The organism is Serratia sp. LACPHL-BACT-2024-00286 (assembly GCF_043109535.1).
In the GTDB taxonomy this organism is placed as follows: domain Bacteria; phylum Pseudomonadota; class Gammaproteobacteria; order Enterobacterales; family Enterobacteriaceae; genus Serratia; species Serratia sarumanii.
This window is the reverse complement of record NZ_JBICNA010000008.1, coordinates 89,107-109,645: the sequence shown is the minus strand read 5'-3', so window position 1 is coordinate 109,645 and position 20,539 is coordinate 89,107. Positions and strand designations below refer to the sequence as shown.

The 20,539-nt window shown below is 60.6% G+C and carries 16 protein-coding genes; 10 read left to right on the top strand and 6 right to left on the bottom strand.

Features of this window, described 5'->3' with window-relative positions; genetic code table 11:
- Positions 1-168 precede the first annotated feature (168 nt).
- The 6 genes from asd to glgP all read left to right on the top strand — a co-directional run bounded on the left by asd (position 169) and on the right by glgP (position 11,328).
- Positions 169-1,272: an aspartate-semialdehyde dehydrogenase gene (gene asd, locus ACF8MC_RS21640; protein WP_033636337.1), complete on the top strand. Its 1,104-nt coding sequence runs from the start codon at positions 169-171 to the stop codon at positions 1,270-1,272.
- A gap of 442 nt (positions 1,273-1,714) precedes the next feature.
- On the top strand, positions 1,715-3,901 hold the full coding sequence (gene glgB / locus ACF8MC_RS21635; RefSeq protein ID WP_047570194.1) for a 1,4-alpha-glucan branching protein GlgB: 2,187 nt from the start codon (positions 1,715-1,717) through the stop codon (positions 3,899-3,901).
- The gene (gene glgX, locus ACF8MC_RS21630) at positions 3,898-5,880 is read left to right on the top strand and encodes a glycogen debranching protein GlgX (RefSeq protein WP_060420149.1); all 1,983 of its coding nucleotides are present in this window, start codon (positions 3,898-3,900) and stop codon (positions 5,878-5,880) included. Before glgB ends, glgX begins: the two co-directional genes overlap by 4 nt.
- A gap of 15 nt (positions 5,881-5,895) precedes the next feature.
- Positions 5,896-7,173: a glucose-1-phosphate adenylyltransferase gene (gene glgC, locus ACF8MC_RS21625; RefSeq protein ID WP_033636334.1), complete on the top strand. Its 1,278-nt coding sequence runs from the start codon at positions 5,896-5,898 to the stop codon at positions 7,171-7,173.
- Between the two features lie 135 nt (positions 7,174-7,308).
- Entirely contained in the window at positions 7,309-8,739 is a 1,431-nt protein-coding gene (gene glgA / locus ACF8MC_RS21620) for a glycogen synthase GlgA (protein ID WP_164105579.1), read from the top strand.
- 141 nt (positions 8,740-8,880) lie between these two features.
- Entirely contained in the window at positions 8,881-11,328 is a 2,448-nt protein-coding gene (gene glgP / locus ACF8MC_RS21615) for a glycogen phosphorylase (RefSeq protein ID WP_033636332.1), read from the top strand.
- Between the two features lie 62 nt (positions 11,329-11,390).
- Here the strand turns inward: glgP and glpD are convergent, their stop codons facing one another.
- The 6 genes from glpD to ulaG form a co-directional block, all read right to left on the bottom strand.
- A complete protein-coding gene (gene glpD, locus ACF8MC_RS21610; protein WP_164105577.1) occupies positions 11,391-12,899 on the bottom strand; it encodes a glycerol-3-phosphate dehydrogenase in 1,509 nt (502 codons plus the stop codon).
- Between the two features lie 247 nt (positions 12,900-13,146).
- Entirely contained in the window at positions 13,147-13,905 is a 759-nt protein-coding gene (locus tag ACF8MC_RS21605) for a DeoR/GlpR family transcriptional regulator (protein ID WP_004930797.1), read from the bottom strand.
- 50 nt (positions 13,906-13,955) lie between these two features.
- Positions 13,956-14,792, bottom strand: a complete 837-nt coding sequence (glpG, locus tag ACF8MC_RS21600; protein WP_039569119.1) for a rhomboid family intramembrane serine protease GlpG — start codon at positions 14,790-14,792, stop codon at positions 13,956-13,958.
- Between the two features lie 171 nt (positions 14,793-14,963).
- Positions 14,964-15,290, bottom strand: coding sequence for a thiosulfate sulfurtransferase GlpE (gene glpE / locus ACF8MC_RS21595; protein WP_019455180.1), 327 nt, complete (start codon positions 15,288-15,290; stop codon positions 14,964-14,966).
- An 84-nt stretch (positions 15,291-15,374) separates the two neighbouring features.
- Complete coding sequence (gene ulaR / locus ACF8MC_RS21590; RefSeq protein WP_033636329.1) at positions 15,375-16,130, bottom strand: HTH-type transcriptional regulator UlaR; 756 nt, start codon at positions 16,128-16,130, stop codon at positions 15,375-15,377.
- Between the two features lie 112 nt (positions 16,131-16,242).
- Positions 16,243-17,307, bottom strand: a complete 1,065-nt coding sequence (gene ulaG, locus ACF8MC_RS21585) for an L-ascorbate 6-phosphate lactonase (protein WP_039569257.1) — start codon at positions 17,305-17,307, stop codon at positions 16,243-16,245.
- Between the two features lie 354 nt (positions 17,308-17,661).
- On the opposite strand from ulaG, the gene ulaA reads away from it, so the two are divergent.
- Genes ulaA through ACF8MC_RS21565 form a run of 4 tightly spaced genes read left to right on the top strand, consistent with a single transcriptional unit; the run spans position 17,662 to position 20,533 of the window.
- Positions 17,662-19,059, top strand: a complete 1,398-nt coding sequence (ulaA, locus tag ACF8MC_RS21580) for a PTS ascorbate transporter subunit IIC (protein WP_060437061.1) — start codon at positions 17,662-17,664, stop codon at positions 19,057-19,059.
- A 14-nt stretch (positions 19,060-19,073) separates the two neighbouring features.
- Complete coding sequence (gene ulaB, locus ACF8MC_RS21575; RefSeq protein ID WP_033636327.1) at positions 19,074-19,382, top strand: PTS ascorbate transporter subunit IIB; 309 nt, start codon at positions 19,074-19,076, stop codon at positions 19,380-19,382.
- A gap of 10 nt (positions 19,383-19,392) precedes the next feature.
- On the top strand, positions 19,393-19,860 hold the full coding sequence (ulaC, locus tag ACF8MC_RS21570; protein ID WP_033636326.1) for a PTS ascorbate transporter subunit IIA: 468 nt from the start codon (positions 19,393-19,395) through the stop codon (positions 19,858-19,860).
- Positions 19,861-19,876: 16 nt separating this feature from the next.
- A complete protein-coding gene (locus tag ACF8MC_RS21565) occupies positions 19,877-20,533 on the top strand; it encodes a 3-keto-L-gulonate-6-phosphate decarboxylase UlaD (protein ID WP_033649343.1) in 657 nt (218 codons plus the stop codon).
- The last annotated feature ends 6 nt before the right edge of the window (positions 20,534-20,539 follow it).

Below are 20,539 nucleotides of genomic sequence, written 5' to 3'. Positions count from 1 at the left end.
CTCGGCCTTTCCGGCCGCGTCCTTGCCTATAAGAAGGATTGCTGAGAAATCCCCAGCCATCGAATAAATTCACTTTGCGCCCGCGCCGACATTTTGTAAGGTGAGGAGATATTGCACACAACTCGTTATCACCTACATAAGCCCTTATCCGGGCGGGACACAGATATTATGAAAAACGTTGGTTTCATCGGTTGGCGCGGAATGGTCGGCTCGGTTCTCATGCAACGCATGACGGAAGAGCGCGATTTCGACGCCATTCGCCCGGTCTTCTTCTCCACCTCGCAGCACGGTTCCGCCGCGCCGGCCTTCGGCGGCCAGCAGGGCACGCTGCAGGATGCGTATGATATCGACGCGCTGAGCGCGCTCGATATCATTATTACCTGTCAGGGCGGCGATTATACCAACGAAGTGTATCCTAAGCTGCGCGCCAGCGGTTGGCAGGGGTACTGGATCGACGCGGCCTCTTCGCTGCGCATGCAGGACGACGCCATCATCATCCTGGATCCGGTCAACCACGCGGTGATTCAGCAGGGCCTGGACAACGGCATCAAAACCTTCGTCGGCGGCAACTGCACCGTCAGCCTGATGCTGATGTCGCTCGGCGGCCTGTTCGCCAACGATCTGGTGGAGTGGGCGTCGGTCGCCACTTATCAGGCGGCCTCCGGCGGCGGCGCGCGCCACATGCGCGAACTGCTGACCCAGATGGGCATGCTGCATGCCGACGTGGCGAAGGAGCTGCAGGATCCGGCTTCCGCCATTCTGGATATCGAGCGTAAGGTGACCGAGGCCACCCGCAGCGGCAAACTGCCGACCGATAACTTCGGCGTGCCGCTGGCCGGCAGCCTGATCCCGTGGATCGACAAGCAGCTCGACAACGGCCAGAGCCGCGAAGAGTGGAAAGGCCAGGCGGAAACCAACAAGATTCTGAACACCGGCAGCGTGATCCCGGTCGATGGTCTGTGCGTGCGCGTCGGCGCGCTGCGCTGCCACAGTCAGGCGTTCACCCTGAAGCTGAAAAAAGACGTGTCGCTGCCGGAAATCGAGCAGATGCTGGCGACGCACAACGACTGGGTGCGCGTGATCCCGAATGACCGTGAGCTGACCATGCGCGAACTGACGCCGGCGGCGGTGACCGGCACGCTGAATACGCCGGTCGGCCGTCTGCGCAAGCTGAATATGGGGCCGGAGTACCTGTCGGCGTTCACCGTGGGCGACCAGCTGCTGTGGGGCGCGGCCGAGCCGCTGCGCCGCATGCTGCGTATTCTGCTGTAAACCCGCACTTCCTGGGGGCTGGCTACTTTCAGCCCCCTAAAGCCTTATTTTCCACTTTTTTGTTCGCCGCGTCCGCGTCGGGCAACGTCATCGCAAGCCCTGCTTCAATGAGCTGTACCCCGCATATCTCCTCGTCGGCCGCCGCATGCCGGCGCCGCCAGGCTGGCAGTTTTCTTAATGAAGAATTTTCCTGAGCAATGCTGAGCAGTTTTTAACAGACATTGGCTATGCTTAACGCATGGGCGAACAATTTTTCACCATGACTGAAATATTTCAAAAAATAAGCATAAAGAGCGAAATTCAGGTCGGCAGAGTAAAGATTGGTCAATAACCGACCGCAATCACGCTTTGGATACCGAATGCATTGCATGATGACCAAAACGGCCAAGGAATAACCAACAAGCCGTGCTTAGATCATGCTGTTAATCTAAGGAAGAAGACTATGCCTGTACTTCCCGATCGTGACGTGATTGATCAGATCATCTCCGGCCATTACGCCGACCCCTTTGCTCTGCTTGGCATGCATGCGACCGATAACGGTCTGCAGGTGCGCGCGCTGCTGCCGGACGCCGGCGCTGTCTGGCTGGTGGAACAGCAAACCGGCCGGCGGCTGGTGCAGTTGAACTGCGACGATCCGCGCGGCTTCTTCAGTGCCGTGGTGCCGCGGCGCAAAAATCCTTTCCGCTATCAGCTGCAGGTCAGCTGGCGCGATCACCAACAGACCGTCGACGATCCCTATCGGTTCGGCCCGCTGCTGCAGGACATCGACAGCTGGCTATTGGCCGAGGGCACGCACCTGCGCCCCTATGAACGCCTGGGAGCTCACCTCGCCACGTTGGATGACGTCGACGGCGTCAGCTTTGCCGTTTGGGCGCCCAACGCCCAGCGCGTCTCGGTGGTGGGGGAGTTCAACTTCTGGGACGGCCGCCGCCATCCGATGCGTCTGCGGCGTGAAAACGGCATCTGGGAGCTGTTCCTGCCCGGCGTGCGGGCCGGCCAGCTGTACAAATATGAAATCGTCGATTGCTACGGCAATACCCAGTTGAAAGCCGATCCTTACGCCTTCGAGGCGCAGATGCGCCCGGACACCGCCTCGCTGGTGGCGCCGCTGCCGGAGGTGGTGCCGTCGACGCAGGCGCGCCGCCGCGCCAACGATTTTGACCAGCCGATCGCCATCTACGAGGTGCATCTCGGCTCATGGCGCCGCCACACCGACAACCATTTCTGGCTCAGCTACGGCGAGCTGGCGGTGCAGCTTATCGACTATGTGAAGGACATGGGATTTACCCATATCGAGCTGCTGCCGATCAACGAGCATCCGTTCGACGGCAGTTGGGGCTACCAGCCGCTGGGGCTGTATGCACCGACCCGGCGCTTCGGCACGCCGGCCGATTTCCGGGCGTTCGTGGCGGCGGCGCATGAGGCGGGCATCAACGTGATCCTCGACTGGGTGCCGGGGCATTTCCCGAGCGACGCCTACGGCTTGGCGAATTTTGACGGCACCGCGCTGTACGAATACGCCGATCCGCGCGAAGGCTACCACCAGGACTGGAATACGCTGATCTACAACTACGGCCGCCACGAGGTGCGCAACTACCTGGCGGGCAACGCGCTGTATTGGCTGGAGCGTTTCGGTATCGACGCGCTGCGGGTCGATGCAGTGGCGTCGATGATCTATCGCGACTACAGCCGCGCCGACGGCGAGTGGGTGCCGAATTACTACGGCGGCAACGAGAACCTGGAGGCGATCGCCTTCCTGCGTTATACCAACCAGACTATCGGCCAGGCGCAGCCGGGCGCGGTGACATTGGCGGAGGAGTCCACCGACTATCCCGGCGTCACCCTGCCGCCGGACGCCAACGGCCTGGGGTTCCACTACAAGTGGAACCTCGGCTGGATGCACGACACGCTCAATTACATGAAGTGCGATCCGGTGCACCGCAAGTATCACCACAACCAGATGACCTTCGGCATGCTGTACGCCTACACCGAGAACTTCGTGTTGCCTATCTCGCACGATGAAGTGGTGCACGGCAAAAAATCGATCCTCGACCGCATGCCGGGCGACGCCTGGCAAAAGTTCGCCAACCTGCGCGCCTACTACGGGTTTATGTGGGCGCATCCGGGCAAAAAGCTGCTGTTTATGGGCTGCGAGTTCGCGCAGGGGCGCGAGTGGAATTTCGATACCAGCCTCGACTGGCATTTGCTGGAAGGGCTGGATAACTGGCACAACGGCGTGCAGCGGCTGGTGCGCGATCTGAACCACTGCTACCGGCAGCAGGCGCCGCTGTACGAGCGCGACTACCGCCCGGACGGCTTCGAGTGGCTGGTGGTCGACGATCACGACAACTCGGTGTTCGCGTTCGCGCGCTACGATTCGCAGGGCAATGAGCTGATCGCCATCAGCAACTTTACCCCGGTGCCGCGCTACCGCTACCGCATCGGCCTCTCACGCGCCGGCGACTATCGCGAGATCCTCAATACCGATTCGCACCACTATCACGGCAGCAACGCCGGCAATCAGGGGCGGGTCTCTTCCGAAGCGGTCGGTAGCCATGGCCGCGACTTTTCCATCTGCGTGACGCTGCCGCCGCTGGCGACCATTTATCTGCTGCGGGAGGCGCCATGACGGAGCTGACGGCCGGCCTCGCCGCGCCGCTGGGCGCCCATTACGACGGCGAAGGCATCAACTTTACCCTGTACTCGGCGCACGCCGAGCGGGTGGAGCTGTGCCTGTTCGACGGCCAGCAGCGCGAAGTGCGCCTGCCGCTGCCGGCGCGCAGCGGCGATATCTGGCATGGCTACTTGCCGGGCGGCAGACCGGGGCAACGTTACGGTTACCGGGTCTACGGCCCGTTCGACCCGGCGAACGGGCAGCGTTTCAACCCCAACAAGCTGGCGCTCGATCCGGCCGCGCGCGCGGTGGAGGGGCCGGTGGCGGATCACCCGCACCTGCACGGCGGTTACGAACAGCCTGATCCGCACGACAGCGCCGAGCTGATGCCGAAATGCGTGGTGGTGGACGAACAGTACGACTGGCAGGACGATCGCCCGCCCGCCACGCCCTGGGGGCAGACGGTGATTTACGAAGCGCACGTGCGCGGCCTGACGCTGCTGCACCCGAAGATCCCGCCGGCGCTGCGCGGCAGCTTTGCCGCGCTGGGGCACCCGGTGATGATCGCCCACTTCAAACGCCTTGGCATCACCGCGCTGGAACTGCTGCCGGTGCAGCAACATACCTCCGAACCGCGGCTGCAGCGGCTGGGGCTGATCAACTACTGGGGCTATAACGTGCTGGCGCCCTATGCGCCGGACAACCGCTACGCCAGCCTGAGCACCGACGGCACGCCGCTGAACGAATTTCGCGATGCGGTCAAGGCGCTGCACCAAGCCGGCATTGAGGTGATCCTAGACGTGGTGTTCAACCACAGCGCCGAGCTGGACAGGGACGGGCCGATGCTGTCGCTGAGCGGCATCGATAACCAGAGCTACTACTGGCTGACGCCGGAGGGTGACTATGTCAACGACACCGGCTGCGGCAACACCCTGCGATTGGATCAGCCGCAGGGCGTGGCCTGGGTGATGGATTGCCTGCGTTTTTGGGTACGGGAGTGCCACGTCGACGGTTTCCGCTTCGATCTGGGCAGCGTGCTCGGCCGCACGCCGGGGTTCGATCGCGATGCGCCGCTGTTCCAGGCGATGCTGGCGGACGATGTGCTGTCGCGCTGCAAGCTGATCGCCGAACCCTGGGACGTTGGCCCCGGCGGCTATCAGGTGGGGGCGTTCCCCGGCCGCTTCGCCGAATGGAACGACCATTATCGCGACGACATGCGCCGTTTCTGGCTGCAGAGCGGCGTGTCGCTCGGCCAGTTTGCCCGGCGTTTCGCCGCCTCCAGCGATCTGTACAACCAGCGTGGGCGGGCGCCTTACGCCACCGTCAACATGCTGACCGCCCATGACGGTTTTACCCTGCAGGACGTGGTCAGCTTCAACGAGAAACACAACCAGCCGAACGGCGAAGGCAACCGTGACGGCAGCGATCGCAATTTCAGCAACAACCACGGCGTGGAAGGCCTGGTCGCCGACGACGCCATTGTGCAACGCCGCAGGGCCAGCCAGCGGGCGATGCTCGCCACGCTGTTGCTGTCCCAGGGAACGCCGATGCTGCTGGCCGGCGATGAACAGGGACACAGCCAGCAGGGGAACAACAACGCCTATTGTCAGGACAACGCCATCACCTGGCTCGATTGGGCCACGGCGGATGACGCGCTGACCGATTACGTCGCGGCGCTGATCGCGCTGCGCCGCCAGATCCCCGCGTTGCAACAGGACCGCTGGTGGCAGCAGGACGACGGCAGCGTGCAGTGGCTGAACGCGCAAGGGCAGCCGCTCGACGCGCAGCAGTGGGAGCAAGGCGATCTGCTCATGCAGATCCTGCTGTCGCAGCGCTGGCTGCTGCTGGTCAACGCCACGCCGCAAACGGTGGAGATGAGGTTGCCGGAAGGCGATTGGCAGGTTGTCGCCCCGTTCACTCAGGAAGACTCACGGGCGGTGTTACCCGCCTGGCACCAGGCCGCGCGCTCGCTTTGCGTTCTGGTACGGAAATAATAAAAGGAGTCCGCTATGGTTAGGTTTGAAAATAAAGACCCCCTGATGTTGGCGCGCCAGCTGCCGATTAAATCCGTAGCGCTGATCCTGGCCGGCGGCCGCGGCTCGCGCCTGAAAGATTTGACCTCCACCCGCGCCAAGCCCGCCGTCCACTTTGGCGGCAAATTCCGCATCATCGATTTCGCCCTGTCGAACTGCTTGAACTCCGGCATTCGCCGCATCGGCGTGATCACCCAATACCAGTCGCACACGCTGGTGCAGCACATTCAGCGCGGCTGGTCGTTTCTCAACGAGGAAATGAACGAGTTCGTCGATCTGCTGCCGGCCCAGCAGCGCCTCAGCACCGAGCATTGGTACAAAGGCACCGCCGACGCGGTGTACCAGAACCTGGACATCATCCGCCGCTATGAGGCCGAATACGTGGTGATCCTGGCGGGCGACCATATCTACAAGATGGATTACTCGCGCATGCTGATAGACCACGTCGAGAAGGGCGCCCAGTGCACCGTGGCCTGCCTGCCGGTGCCGCGCAGCGAAGCCGGCGAATTCGGCGTGATGAAGGTGGATGAAAGCGACCGCATCATCGAGTTTCTGGAAAAGCCCGCCAACCCGCCGGCGATGCCGGGCAACCCGGATATGTCGCTGGCCAGCATGGGCATCTATATTTTTAATGCCGCCTACCTGTTTCAGCTGCTGGAAGAGGATATGTCGACCCCCGGCTCCAGCCACGATTTCGGCAAGGATCTGATCCCGAAAATCACCGCGCAGCAGGCGGCGTGGGCGCATCCGTTTACCTTGTCCTGCGTGACCTCCAACCCCGATCTGCCGCCGTACTGGCGCGACGTGGGCACGCTGGACGCCTACTGGCGCGCCAACCTCGATCTGGCGTCGGTGACGCCGGAGCTGGACATGTACGACCGCGCCTGGCCGATCCGCACCCACATGGAACCGCTGCCGCCGGCCAAGTTCGTGCAGGATCGCTCCGGCAGCCACGGCATGACCATGAACTCGCTGGTGTCCGGCGGCTGTATCGTCTCGGGCTCGGTGGTGGTGCATTCGGTGCTGTTCCCGCGCGTGCGAGTGAACTCGTTCTGCACCATCGACTCTACCGTATTGTTGCCGGACGTGAACGTCGGCCGTTCCTGCCGCCTGCGGCGCTGCATCATCGACCGCGCCTGCCACATTCCGGAAGGCATGGTGATCGGGGAAAACGCCGATGAGGACAGCAAGCGTTTTTATCGCTCGGAAGGCGGCATCGTGCTGGTGACGCGCGAAATGTTGTCAAAATTGTGAGTTAACGTGGGCGGCAGAACGATAGCCTGCCGCCTGATGAACGGTTCGATGGCTTGCGCAACGCGGCACGCATAACAGCGGCAAGCCTGCTTTATTTCTTATCCAGAGGCCTTCGGCCGACTTTCAGGAGTGATAATGCAGGTCTTACACGTATGTTCTGAAATGTTCCCCCTGCTGAAAACGGGCGGACTCGCAGACGTGGTTGGCGCGCTGCCGGCGGCGCAAATCGCCGAAGGCGCCGATGTTCGGGTGCTATTGCCCGCTTTCCCTGACGTACGCAACGGCATCCCCGACACCTCGCTGGTGGCGGAAATCGACTCGTTCGCCGGCCGGATCGGCCTGCGTTACGGCACCTACCATGGCGTGGGCATCTATCTCATCGATGCGCCCTGGCTGTATGACCGGCCGGGCAGCCCGTACCACGATCAGTCCATGTACGCCTATCCCGACAACCACCGCCGCTTTGCGCTGCTGGGCTGGATGGCCTGCGAGCTGGCCAAGGGGCTGGATCGCTATTGGCGGCCGCAGCTGGTGCATGCCCACGACTGGCACGCCGGCCTGAGCTGCGCCTATCTGGCCGCCAACGGCCACCCGGCGCGCTCTGTGTTTACGGTGCACAACCTGGCCTATCAAGGGCTGTTCTCTGCCCATCACGTGACCGAGCTGTGGCTGCCGGCGTCGTTTTACGATGTTTATGGCCTGGAGTTCTACGGCCAGATGTCGTTCCTCAAGGCCGGGCTGTTTTATGCCGACCACGTGACCGCCGTCAGCCCGACCTATGCGCGCGAGATCACCCGGCCGGAGTTCGGCTACGGCATGGAGGGGCTGCTGCAGGAGCGGCAGCGGCAGGGCAGGCTGAGCGGCATCCTCAACGGGGTGGACGACAACATTTGGGATCCGGCCCGCGACCCGCGGCTGAGCGCCCGCTACGACGCCGACGATCTGAAAAGCAAGGTCAAAAACAAGCTGCATCTGCAAAAGGCCATGGGGCTGAAGGTGGATGAATCGCTGCCGGTGTTCGCGGTGGTGAGCCGATTGACCAGCCAAAAAGGCCTGGATCTGGTGCTGCAGGCACTGCCTGAGCTGCTGGCGCAGGGCGGGCAGCTGGCGCTGCTGGGCGCCGGCGATGCGGTGCTGCAACAGGAGTTTCTGGCCGCCGCCGCCGATTATCCCGAGCAGGTTGGGGTGCAGATCGGCTATCACGAATCCTTCTCCCACCGCATCATCGGCGGCGCCGACGTGATTCTGGTGCCGAGCCGCTTCGAGCCCTGCGGCCTGACGCAGCTCTACGGCCTGAAATACGGCACGCTGCCGCTGGTGCGCCGCACCGGCGGGCTGGCGGACACGGTGGTGGACTGCGCGCTGGAGAACCTGGCCGACGGCACCGCCAGCGGCTTCGTGTTCGACGATTGCGACGCCGTCGCGCTGGGCAACGCCATCCGCCGCGCCATGGTGTTGTGGAGCCGGCCGAAACACTGGCGCCACGTTCAGCGCCACGCCATGAGCGTGGACTTCGGCTGGCCGGTGGCGGCGAAAGAGTATTTATCGCTTTATCAACGTTTGTAGCCCGCGTTTCGCGTCTCGGGTTGACGCGCGGCGGGCAGCCGTTTGGGTTGATTGTCGGGGCGCGGCGTGCCGCGTCCATGTTCAGCGGAGCCCGCTATTCCGCGGCGAATGGCTGGGCTCCCTACAAGGGATTAAAAAGCCATGACTTCACCGTTTAGTTACACCTCACCTACGGTCAGTGTGGAAGCGCTGAAACACTCCATCGCCTATAAGCTGATGTTTATCGTCGGCAAGGATCCGGCCATCGCCAACCGGCACGACTGGCTGAACGCCGTGCTGTTCGCGGTGCGCGATCGCATGGTTGAACGCTGGCTGCGTTCCAACCGCGCCCAGCTGTCGCAGGACGTGCGGCAGGTGTATTACCTGTCGATGGAGTTTCTGATCGGCCGCACCCTGTCGAACGCGCTGCTGTCGATGGGCATCTATCAGGATATCGACAACGCGCTGAACGAAATGGGGTTGAGCCTGGGTGAACTGCTGGAAGAAGAGAACGACCCTGGCCTCGGCAACGGCGGTCTGGGCCGCCTGGCGGCCTGCTTCCTCGATTCGCTGGCGACGCTGGCGCTGCCGGGGCGCGGCTACGGCATTCGCTACGAGTACGGCATGTTCAAGCAGAACATCGTCAACGGCCAACAGATGGAGTCGCCGGACTACTGGCTGGAGTACGGCAATCCGTGGGAGTTTCCGCGTCACAACACCCGCTACAAGGTGCGCTTCGGCGGCCGCGTGCAGCAGGAGGGCGCCAAGGCGCGCTGGCTGGAGACCGAAGAGGTCGTGGCCATCGCCTACGATCAGGTGATCCCCGGTTTCGACACCGATGCCACCAACACCCTGCGGCTGTGGGGCGCGCAGGCCAGTAACGAGATCAACCTCGGCAAGTTCAACCAGGGCGATTATTTCGCCGCGGTGGAGGATAAAAACCACTCGGAGAACGTGTCGCGCGTGCTGTATCCGGACGACTCGACCTCCTCCGGGCGTGAGCTGCGGCTGCGGCAGGAGTATTTCCTGGTGTCGGCGACGGTGCAGGACATCCTCAACCGCCATTGGCTGATGCACAAAACCTTCGACAACCTGGCGGACAAGATCGCCATTCACCTCAACGACACTCACCCGGTCTTGTCGATTCCCGAGCTGATGCACCGGCTGATCGACGAGCACAAATTCAAGTGGCTCGACGCCTGGGAAGTGGTGGAGCAGGTGTTTTCTTACACCAACCACACGCTGATGAGCGAGGCGCTGGAGACCTGGCCGCTGGACATGATTGGCCGCATCTTGCCGCGCCACCTGCAGCTGATTTTCGAAATCAACGATCACTTCCTCAAGATGGTGCAGGAAGTGGCGCCGGGCGACAACGACCTGCTGGCGCGGGTCTCGATCATCGACGAAACCAACGGCCGCCGGGTGCGCATGGCGTGGCTGGCGGTGGTGGCCAGCCACAAGGTCAACGGCGTTTCCGCTCTGCATTCCGAGCTGATGGTGCAGTCGCTGTTCGCCGACTTCGCCCGGCTGTTCCCCAATCGTTTCTGCAACAAAACCAACGGGGTGACGCCGCGCCGTTGGCTGGCGCTGGCCAACCCGCCGCTGGCGGCGGTGTTGGACGACTGCATCGGCCAAACCTGGCGCACCGATCTCAGCCAGCTGAGCGAGATCAAAGCCAACGTCGATTACCCGAGTTTCCTGCAGGCGGTGCAGCGCGCCAAGCGGCAGAACAAGGAGCGGCTGGCGCTGTACATCGCCAAAACGCTCAACGTGGTGGTCAACCCGGATGCGCTGTTCGACGTGCAGATCAAGCGCATCCACGAGTACAAACGGCAGTTGCTCAACGTGCTGCACGTCATCACGCTGTATAACCGTCTGCTGGACGATCCGGAGATCGAGCGCGTGCCGCGGGTGGTGATCTTCGCCGGCAAGGCGGCCTCGGCCTACTATGCCGCCAAACAGATCATCCGCTTGATCAACGACGTGGCCAAAGTGATCAACAACGATCCGCGCGTGCATACCCAGCTGAAGGTGGTGTTCATTCCGAACTACGGCGTCAGCCTGGCGCAGATCATTATCCCGGCGGCGGATCTGTCCGAACAGATCTCGCTGGCGGGCACCGAGGCCTCGGGCACCAGCAACATGAAATTCGCGCTGAACGGCGCGCTGACCATCGGTACGCTGGACGGCGCCAACGTCGAGATGCGCGAGCACGTGGGGGAGGAGAATATCTTTATCTTCGGCAATACCGCCGAGCAGGTCGAGGAACTGCGCCGCAACGGTTACAACCCGCGGCAGTACTATGAGCAAGACCCGGAGCTGCATCAGGCGCTGACGCAGATCGCCACCGGCGTGTTCAGCCCGGAAGAGCCGAAACGCTATGGCAATTTGTTCGACTCGCTGGTCAACCTCGGCGATCACTATCAGCTGCTGGCGGATTACCGCAGCTATGTGGACACGCAGGACAAGGTGGACGAGGTGTATCTCAATCAGGACGAGTGGACGCGGCGCGCGGTGCTGAATATCGCCAACATGGGCTACTTCTCCTCCGATCGCACCATTCAGGAATATGCGGATGAAATCTGGCACATTCAGCCGGTGAAGCTGTAAAGCGTGCGAGGAAGAGCAAAGAAAAGGGCCGGATAACCGGCCCTTTTTCGTTACGCTGTGGCTTAGGAAGCCAGAGACAGCGTTTTCGTTTTCGCGTGTTCCGCCAGCCAGGCTTGCACTCGCGCCTGTTGCGCTTCGTCCAGCCACATGCCCAGCTTGGTGCGGCGCCAGATGGCGTCGGCCAGCTCTACGACCCACTCTTTCTCGGTCAGGTAGCGCAGTTCGGCTTCATACAGACCGTGGCCGAAATCTTCGCCCAGATCGGCGAGGCCGTTGGCGCCGGCCAGGATCAGCTCGCTCTGGCTACCGTAGGTGCGGGCATAGCGGCGCGCCAGCGCTTCCGGCAGCCAGCCGTGGGCGCGGCGCAATTTGGCTGCGTAGCCGTCGCGATCGCCGCCGATGTCACCGCCCGGCAGCGTGGCGTTTTTGGTCCACGCCGGGCCGCAGCCTGGGTAGTAGTGGGCCAGTTTTTCCATCGCGTGCTCGGCCAGCTTGCGGTAGGTGGTCAGCTTGCCGCCGAAGACCGACAGCAGCGGCGCCTTGCCTTGTTCGTCGTGCACGTCCAGCGTGTAATCGCGGGTGATCGCCTGCGGCGAATCGGATTCGTCGTCGCACAGCGGACGCACGCCGGAGTAAGTCCAGACGATGTCGTCGCGGCCCAGCTGCTTCTTGAAGTGATCGTTGTACACTTTCAGCAGATAAGCGATTTCGTTCTCGTCGATCTTCACGTCCTTCGGATCGCCTTTGTACTCCACGTCGGTGGTGCCGATGATGGAGAACTCGTCATTCCACGGGATCACGAACACGATGCGGTGGTCTTCGTTCTGCAGAATGTAAGACTGCGGCTGATCGTGTACGCGCGGCACCACGATGTGGCTGCCTTTGATCAGGCGGATGCCGTAAGGCGATTTCAGCTTCAGGCCGTCGTCGAAGAAGTTTTTCACCCACGGGCCGGTGGCGTTCACCAGGCCTTTGGCGCGCCAGGTGAAGGTTTTGCCGCTGTCGATATCGACCGCTTCCACCATCCACATGCCGTTTTCACGCCATGCGCGGGTCACTTTGGTGCGGGTGCGCACTTCGCCGCCGCGTTTTTCCACTTCCTGCGCGTTCAGCACCACCAGGCGAGCATCGTCGACCCAGCAGTCGGAATATTCGAAACCGCGCTTCAATTCAGGCTTCAGCACCGACTCTGGTCCAAAGCGCAAGCCCTTGCTGCCCGGCAGGCTGGTGCGTTTGCCCAGGTGATCGTACAGGAACAGGCCGATACGGATCATCCAGGTCGGGCGCAGGTGCGGCTGGTGCGGCAGGCGGAAACGCATTGGGAACGCGATGTGCGGCGCCAGCTTCAGCAGCACTTCACGTTCGGCCAGCGCTTCGCTCACCAAACGGAATTCGTAGTGTTCCAGGTAGCGCAGGCCACCGTGGATCAGTTTGGAACTGGCGGAAGACGTAGCACAGGCCAAGTCTTGCGCTTCCAGTAGCAGTACCGACAGCCCGCGCCCGGCAGCATCCGCCGCGATGCCGGCACCGTTGATGCCGCCACCGATAACGATCAAGTCTTTGGTTTCCACGTCATCTTCCTCCAGATGTTCGAAATAGCTCTTTCATGTTCGTTTTCGCTCATGATTGTAATCAAAAACCAACAAGCAAGCCAAGACTTAACCAAACAAAAACATTTAGGCGTGATAAAGGTAACAGTTTGGTGATGATAGGCACATAAATGATAAGGATATGGAGCGGGCGGGCAAACGGCTGTCGAAAAGGGGGCGTCGGGGGTGGGAAACGGGGCGGCGGCGCGCCCCGCGGGTTAACGGCGGATCAGCACAGCTCCAGCTGCACGTCGTACTGCTCGATGATTTTCATCACGCTCGGCGGCGGCAACTGGTCGGTAAACAGGTAGTCGATCAGATTCATGTTGCCCAGGTTGACCATGGCGTTGCGGCCGAATTTGGAGTGGTCGGTGACCAGCATCACGCAGCGGGAATTTTCGATAATCGCGCGTTTGGTGCGCACTTCGTGATAGTCGAATTCGAGCAGCGAGCCGTCCATATCGATGCCGCTGATGCCGAGAATGCCGTAATCGAGGCGGAATTGGGAGATAAAGTCCAGGGTGGCTTCGCCCATGATGCCGCCGTCGCGGGTGCGCACTTCGCCGCCGGCCAGGATCAGACGGAAGTCTTCCTTGGCGGTCAGCAGGGTGGCGACGTTGAGGTTGTTGGTGACCACGCGCAGGTTCTTGTGGTTCATCAGCGCGTGGGCCACCGCTTCCGGCGTGGTGCCGATATCGATGAACAGCGTGGCGCCGTCCGGGATCTGGCTGGCGACGCGCTGCGCGATGCGGGCCTTCTCTTCCGACCACATCACCTTGCGATCGTTATAGGCAGCGTTGACCGAGCTGGAAGGCAGCGCCGCGCCGCCGTGGTGACGCTGGATCTTGTTCTGGTCGGCCAGGTCATTCAAATCGCGGCGAATCGTTTGCGGGCTGACGTCAAAATGTTCGACCAGCTCTTCCGTGCTGACGTAACCCTGCAGGCGCACCAGCTCGATAATTGCGTCATGACGCTGTGTTTGCTTCACGATAATCCCCTAAAACGCCCGCTATGCCCGCTGGGCACAGCTCCCGGCTGTTATTGTTCGTTGTGTGCGCGATGGCGCGTATCCCAAAATGCCATCAATAACCCTAACACTAAACCGGCTACGTGTGCCGCGTTGGCGATCGACATTCCTAAAATATCGAAATATCCGGCCACCAGCCACAGCACCGAGAACGCCATCAGGCCGCGTGGCAGCATCAGGCCGCGCTCCGGCGCCCGTTCACCCGTTAGCCACACATAGCCCATCAGCGCATAAACCACGCCCGACAGCCCGCCGAACAGCGCGCCGCTGAACAGCGATTGCGCCCAGCCGCTGAAGAAGGCCGACACCACCGCCAGCACGAACAGCTTGCCGGCGCCGAGGCGTTTTTCCATCTGGCCGCCGAGATACCACCACCACATCAGGTTAAACAGAATATGCAGCAGGGAGAAGTGCAGGAACGCATGGCTGACCCAGCGCCACAGCTGCGTGTATTGGCTGCTGTTTTGCGGCCAGGAGAGCCAGTACATCACGGTGTCGTCGCCCAGCGCCTGCATCAGAATATAGACCGCGATGCACAGCACCATCACGCCGAGCGTCAGCGGCCCGGCCTTGCTGCGCAGGGTGTGCAGATAGGATTCGCTCTGATAGTGCAGGCCGGCGTCGGTATGGCCGGTCTGCCAACTGGCGGCCTGATAACGGCGGTTGAGCGGATCGGTCAGAAACTGCTGCAGCTCGTGTTGCACCTGCTCGAGGTGAACGTCGTCGGCCAGCCAGATTTCCGCCGCCTCGCCGCTGTTGCGCAGCTCAAGCCGGATGCCCTGGGTCGCCATATAGTCGACAAAGGCCAGCGCCAGGCGCGGGTTGGATACGGCGATTACTCTAACCATTGCTCTTCCGTCGTAAGTGAATGATTTTGGCCGCGGCTTGCCCGCCGGCGACCCTGACGGCCGATTATAACGTCGAAATCCTGAGCGCTGGCAAACGGATCTGCGAAAAACCCGCGAAAACGCGCACAAAATCGAAGAGGAAGCCCGCCGATGCACGGCGGGCGGAGGGAATCAGGCAGAGGTTTCCACGTCTTGCGGATACTGGCGGGCCCAGGCCTCGAAGCCGCCGTCGATGCTGTAGACCGCGTCGAACCCCTGGTGCAGCAGGTACTGCGCCGCGCTGCGGCTGCTGTTGCCGTGGTAGCACATCACCATTACCGGCCGCTCGAAGTCGTTTTGCTGCATAAAGGCCGACAGGGTGGCGTTGGTGAGGTGAAAGGCGCCCGGCGTATGCCCGGCTTCAAAACTTTGCGGATCGCGGATGTCGACCAGGGCGGCGCTGCCCTCTTTCCAGCGGGCGTACGCTTGCTCAACGTTGATCGCTTCGAACTGTTCCATACTGCTGACTGCCTCGTAATTGGGGGACGCCGCTATTGTAACCAACTCTGCGGCGTTTAAGACCAGAGCAAGGGTGTGGTTTTGTCACACCAGCAGCACTTCAACGCCCTGTTGACGCAGTTGTTCAACGATCGCCGGATTGGCGGCGCGGCCGGTGATCACCATGGCGATTTGCTCGGTGCGGCTGAACAGCATGCCGGCGCGTTGGCCGACTTTGCTGCTGTCGACCAGCACCACCAGTTTACCGACGTAGTTGAGCATCTTTTGCTCCGCCATGGCGGTCAGCATATCCGTTTTATACAAACCCTCGGCGGTAAGGCCGATACCGCTGGTGAACATCCAGTGCCCGGCGTACAGCGTCGCGTCGCCGTCCTGAGGCGCCAGGGTAATCGACTGAGTCTTGTTGTACTGGCCACCCATGATCACCACGCTGTCATGGTCCTGTTCGATCAGGTAGTTGGCCAGCGGCAGGTAGTTGGTAATCACCTGAACCGGCTTGCCGCAAATTTCACGCCCCAGCAGAAATGCGGTGGAACCGCAGTTGATCACCACGCTTTCGCCCGGCTGACAGAGTTGCGCCGCCGCTGCCGCGATGCGCATTTTTTCGTCGAGATGCTGGGTCTGGTGGATGTTGAGCGGCGTCCAGGCCGGGCGCGGGGTTTGCGTGGCTTCGGCGCCATTGCGCACTTTGCGCAATTTGCCAATTTCATTCAGTTTGTTGATGTCCCGGCGCGCGGTGGCCGGAGAGATGTCAAACGCCGCGATCACGTCCGCCACGGAGATTTGCCCCTTGCGATGCAAGAGATCGAGAATGGCATTGTGGCGTTGGGACTCTGTCATGCGGGCTCCATCAGGGTGAGAAGAACGTCGTTGCCTTCGATTATATGCGCGCCGTTTGACGATTTGAATCATTGCCGTTCAAAAGCGCGCATCAGTATGCAACACCGGTTGATTACAAGAAAGACTTGAAGGGCAGGTCGGGTTCCTGGGTGAAACAATCATCGAACCCGCGCGGATAGTGATATTCCAGATTGTCTTTGTCCTGCGGCCAGATGAACTTGCCGCCAACCTGCCAGATAAAGGGTTTGAAACCGTACTTGAGCCGATCTTTTTTCATGTCCCACAACACGCGGATCTCCTGCGGGTCTGCCTGGAAATTCGACCAAATATCGTGGTGGAAGGGGATCACGACCTTGGCGTTCAACGATTCCGCCATGCGCAAGATGTCGGCGCTGGTCATCTTGTCGGTAATGCCGCGTGGGTTCTCGCCATAGGAGCCGAGGGCGACATCAATGTGGTGATCGTTGCCGTGCTTGGCGTAATAGTTGGAGTAGTGAGAATCGCCGCTGTGATAAAGGTTGCCGCCCGGCGTTTTGAACAGGTAGTTGACCGCACGCAGATCCATGCCGTCCGGCAGTACGCCCGCGGCCTTTTGTTCCACCGGTAATGTGATCAGCGCCGTGCGATCGAAAGCATCCAGCGCATGAATTTCGACGTCTTTGATTTTTATCACGTCGCCAGGTTTGACGGTGATGCAGCGCGCCGGCGGCACGCCCCAGCCGATCCAGATATCCACGCAGCTTTTCGGCCCGATAAACGGGACGGATTCGGGACAGTTCTGCAACACGGCCGCCGCGACGTTCACATCGATATGGTCGTTGTGATCGTGCGTGGCCAGCACGGCGTCGAGCTGGGTGATGGCGAACGGGTCGAGTACGAATGGGGTGGTGCGCAGGTTCGGCTGCAGTTTCCGCACCCCGGCCATGCGCTGCATTTGGTGGCCGGTTTTCATCAGCGGGTTGGCGTGGCTCTGCTTGCCGGTGCCGCACCAAAAATCGACGCACAGGTTGGCGCCTTCTTCAGACTTGAGCCAGATGCCGGTGCAGCCCAGCCACCACATGGCGAAGGTGCCGGGCGCGACTTTCTCCTGCTCTATCTCTTCGTTCAGCCAAGTGCCCCATTCGGGAAAGGTGTTCAATATCCAGGACTCGCGGGTGATGTCGTTGACTTTACTCATGGGTTTTTCCTCATTGTCGGTGATGATAAAATCATAAGTAATCACATTAGGATTTTATGTGACTTGTTTTGATTGAATCTAGCATCGTTTTTTTCAGCTGACAACGATCTTAACTCCCGTCAACGCCGCCTTATTCGCGTGCGACACTGCCCATGGCGCTTATGCTCCTCCTGGTTACTGCTATTAAATTCAATGGTTAATAAAATGAGTGTTGCCTAATTCATTGAATGTTAGTGGAATTGATTTTTATCTTGCGAGGTTGTTCACAAATAATCATTTATGATCTTTTTGTGATTGTTGGTGATTGATATGGTGAAAGCGTTACCTGCACGCCAACCTTTCCGGGAGAGCCGTATGGAAACCCTTTACACCATCTTCACCGTCTTTTTTAACCAGGTGATGACCAATGCGCCGCTGCTGCTGGGGCTGGTTACACTGCTGGGTTACACGTTGCTGCGCAAAAGCGCGGCGGTCATCATCAAAGGCACCATCAAGACCATTATCGGTTTCATGTTATTGCAGGCCGGCTCCGGCATCCTGACCGGCACGTTCAAACCGGTTGTGGCGAAGTTGTCCGAGGTATACGGCATCAACGGGGCTATTTCGGACACCTATGCTTCGATGATGGCCACCATCGAACGTATGGGGGACGCCTACAGCTGGGTCGGCTACGCGGTATTGCTGGCATTGGCGCTGAACATTATCTACGTACTGCTGCGGCGTATTACCGGGATTCGTACCATCATGCTCACCGGCCACATCATGTTTCAGCAGGTCGGGCTGATCGCGGTATTTTTCTACATTCTGGGTTACGGCATGTGGACGACGGTATTGTGCAGCGCGCTATTGGCTTCACTGTACTGGGGCATCACCTCCAACATGATGTTCAAACCGACGCAGGCGGTAACGGAAAACAGCGGTTTCTCGATCGGGCATCAACAGCAGTTCGCTTCGTGGCTGGCCTACAAGGCCGCACCGTATCTCGGTAAAAAAGAGGACAGCGTGGAAGATCTGAAGCTGCCCGGGTGGCTGAACATTTTCCATGACAACATCGTGTCCACCGCCATCGTGATGACGCTGTTTTTCGGCATCATTCTGTGCTCGTTCGGCTTGGACACTCTGCAGGCGATGGCCGGTAAAACCCACTGGAGCATTTATATCCTGCAAACCGGGCTGATGTTCGCGGTGGCGATTTTCATCATCGTGCAGGGCGTGCGCATGTTCGTCGCCGAATTGACCGAGGCCTTTAACGGTATATCCCAACGTCTGATCCCCGGCGCGGTACTGGCCATCGACTGCGCCGCCATTTATAGCTTCGCGCCCAACGCCGTGGTGTGGGGTTTTATGTGGGGCACCATCGGCCAACTGATCGCCGTCGGCATACTGTTGGCGCTCGGCTCTTCCATCATGATCATTCCCGGTTTCATTCCCATGTTCTTTTCTAACGCCACCATCGGCGTATTCGCTAACCACTTCGGCGGCTGGCGCGCGGCGATGAAGATCTGTCTGGTGATGGGAATGATAGAGATCTTCGGCTGCGTGTGGGCCATCAAACTGACCGGGCTAAGCGCCTGGATGGGCATGGCGGACTGGTCGATTCTGGCGCCGCCGCTGATGCAGGGGCTGAGTCTGGGCCTGTGGTTTATGGGGGTGGTGATCGTTATCGCCCTGCTGTACATGTTCTTCGCCGGACGCACCCTGCGTGCGGAAGAAGATGCTGAAAAACAATCGGTTGAACCGGCGTCACGTTAATAGGAGTGCAGATTATGACGGTACGAATCCTGGCGGTATGCGGTTGCGGGCAAGGCAGTTCCATGATCATGAAAATGAAAGTCGACCAATTTTTAACGCAGCAAGGTGTGAATCATTCGGTCAACAGCTGTGCGGTGGGGGAATACAAATCCGAGTTGAACGGGGCCGACATCATCATTGCTTCCACCCATGTCGCCGACGAAATCGTCGTGAGCGGCAACAAATATGTGGTTGGGGTGCGCAATATGCTCTCGGCGGCGGACTTCGGCCCGAAGCTGATGGAAGTTATCGGCACGCATTTTCCGCAAGATTTGAAGCAGTAAGGAGCGAGTGATGAAGCTGAGCGATTCGTTGGCGCAAAACAACGCCATCCAACTGCAGGCGGAGGCTGCTGACTGGCGGCAGGCGGTGCGGTTGGGCGTCGATTTGCTGGTGGCTGCCGGGGTGGTGGAACCGCGCTATTTCGACGCCATTTTGGCCGGCGTCGAACGGCACGGCCCTTACTTCGTGCTGGCGCCGGGCCTGGCGATGCCGCACGGCCGGCCGGAGGAAGGGGTGCTGAAAACCGGCTTCGCCTTGGTCACCTTGAAAACGCCGGTGTGTTTCGGCGATGAGGACAACGATCCGATAGACATCTTGATCACCCTGGCGGCGGTGGACGCCAAAACGCATCAGGAGGTGGGGATCATGCAAGTGGTGAATCTGTTTGAAGATGAGGCGAACTTCGATCGCTTGCGGGCCTGTCGCCACGCGAGCGAGGTATTGGCGTTGATCGACAAAACGTCTACGGCGGCGAATTGATTGAAGGAGACAAACAATGAACACGCAGTTACCGATGTTGCAGGTGGCGCTGGATAACCTGTCCATGGCCGCGGCTTACGATACGACTCGCCTGATCGCGGCCGAAGTCGACATCATCGAAGTCGGCACTATTTTGTGCGTGGCGGAAGGCGTGCGCGCCGTACGCGATCTGAAAGCGCTGTATCCGGATCGCATCGTGTTGGCGGACGCAAAAATCGCCGATGCGGGTCAGATTTTGGCGCGAATGTGCTTCGAGGCGCATGCCGATTGGATCACGGTGATCTGCTGTGCCGACATCAATACGGTCAAGGGCGCCCTGCAGGTAGCGCATGAGTTCGGTGGCGACGTGCAGATCGAACTGACGGGGTTCTGGACCTGGGAACAGGCGCAGGCGTGGCGTGAAGCGGGAATGGGTCAGGTGGTGTACCACCGCAGCCGCGATGCGCAGGCCGCAGGGGTCGCATGGAGCGAAGACGATATCCGCGCGGTGCGTCGCCTGAGCGAGATGGGTTTTAAGGTGACGGTCACCGGCGGACTGGCGCTGGAGGATTTGCCTCTGTTCCAGGGCATTCCCATCCATGTCTTTATCGCCGGACGCAGCATTCGCGATGCCGCCGATCCGGTCGCGGCGGCGCGGGAATTTAAATCCGTCATTGCCCAGCTGTGGGGCTGAGGAGCG

Bases quoted from the DNA above. Each gene is read 5' to 3' on its own strand.
- glgP (WP_033636332.1), top strand. From the start codon at position 8,881: ATGACTTCACCGTTTAGTTACACCTCACCTACGGTCAGTGTGGAAGCG.
- ulaR (WP_033636329.1), bottom strand. From the start codon at position 16,130: ATGACAGAGTCCCAACGCCACAATGCCATTCTCGATCTCTTGCATCGC.
- ulaG (WP_039569257.1), bottom strand. From the start codon at position 17,307: ATGAGTAAAGTCAACGACATCACCCGCGAGTCCTGGATATTGAACACC.
- glgC (WP_033636334.1), top strand. From the start codon at position 5,896: ATGGTTAGGTTTGAAAATAAAGACCCCCTGATGTTGGCGCGCCAGCTG.
- glgA (WP_164105579.1), top strand. From the start codon at position 7,309: ATGCAGGTCTTACACGTATGTTCTGAAATGTTCCCCCTGCTGAAAACG.
- ulaA (WP_060437061.1), top strand. From the start codon at position 17,662: ATGGAAACCCTTTACACCATCTTCACCGTCTTTTTTAACCAGGTGATG.
- glpE (WP_019455180.1), bottom strand. From the start codon at position 15,290: ATGGAACAGTTCGAAGCGATCAACGTTGAGCAAGCGTACGCCCGCTGG.
- ACF8MC_RS21565 (WP_033649343.1), top strand. From the start codon at position 19,877: ATGAACACGCAGTTACCGATGTTGCAGGTGGCGCTGGATAACCTGTCC.
- ulaB (WP_033636327.1), top strand. From the start codon at position 19,074: ATGACGGTACGAATCCTGGCGGTATGCGGTTGCGGGCAAGGCAGTTCC.
- asd (WP_033636337.1), top strand. From the start codon at position 169: ATGAAAAACGTTGGTTTCATCGGTTGGCGCGGAATGGTCGGCTCGGTT.
- ulaC (WP_033636326.1), top strand. From the start codon at position 19,393: ATGAAGCTGAGCGATTCGTTGGCGCAAAACAACGCCATCCAACTGCAG.
- glgB (WP_047570194.1), top strand. From the start codon at position 1,715: ATGCCTGTACTTCCCGATCGTGACGTGATTGATCAGATCATCTCCGGC.
- glgX (WP_060420149.1), top strand. From the start codon at position 3,898: ATGACGGAGCTGACGGCCGGCCTCGCCGCGCCGCTGGGCGCCCATTAC.
- glpG (WP_039569119.1), bottom strand. From the start codon at position 14,792: ATGGTTAGAGTAATCGCCGTATCCAACCCGCGCCTGGCGCTGGCCTTT.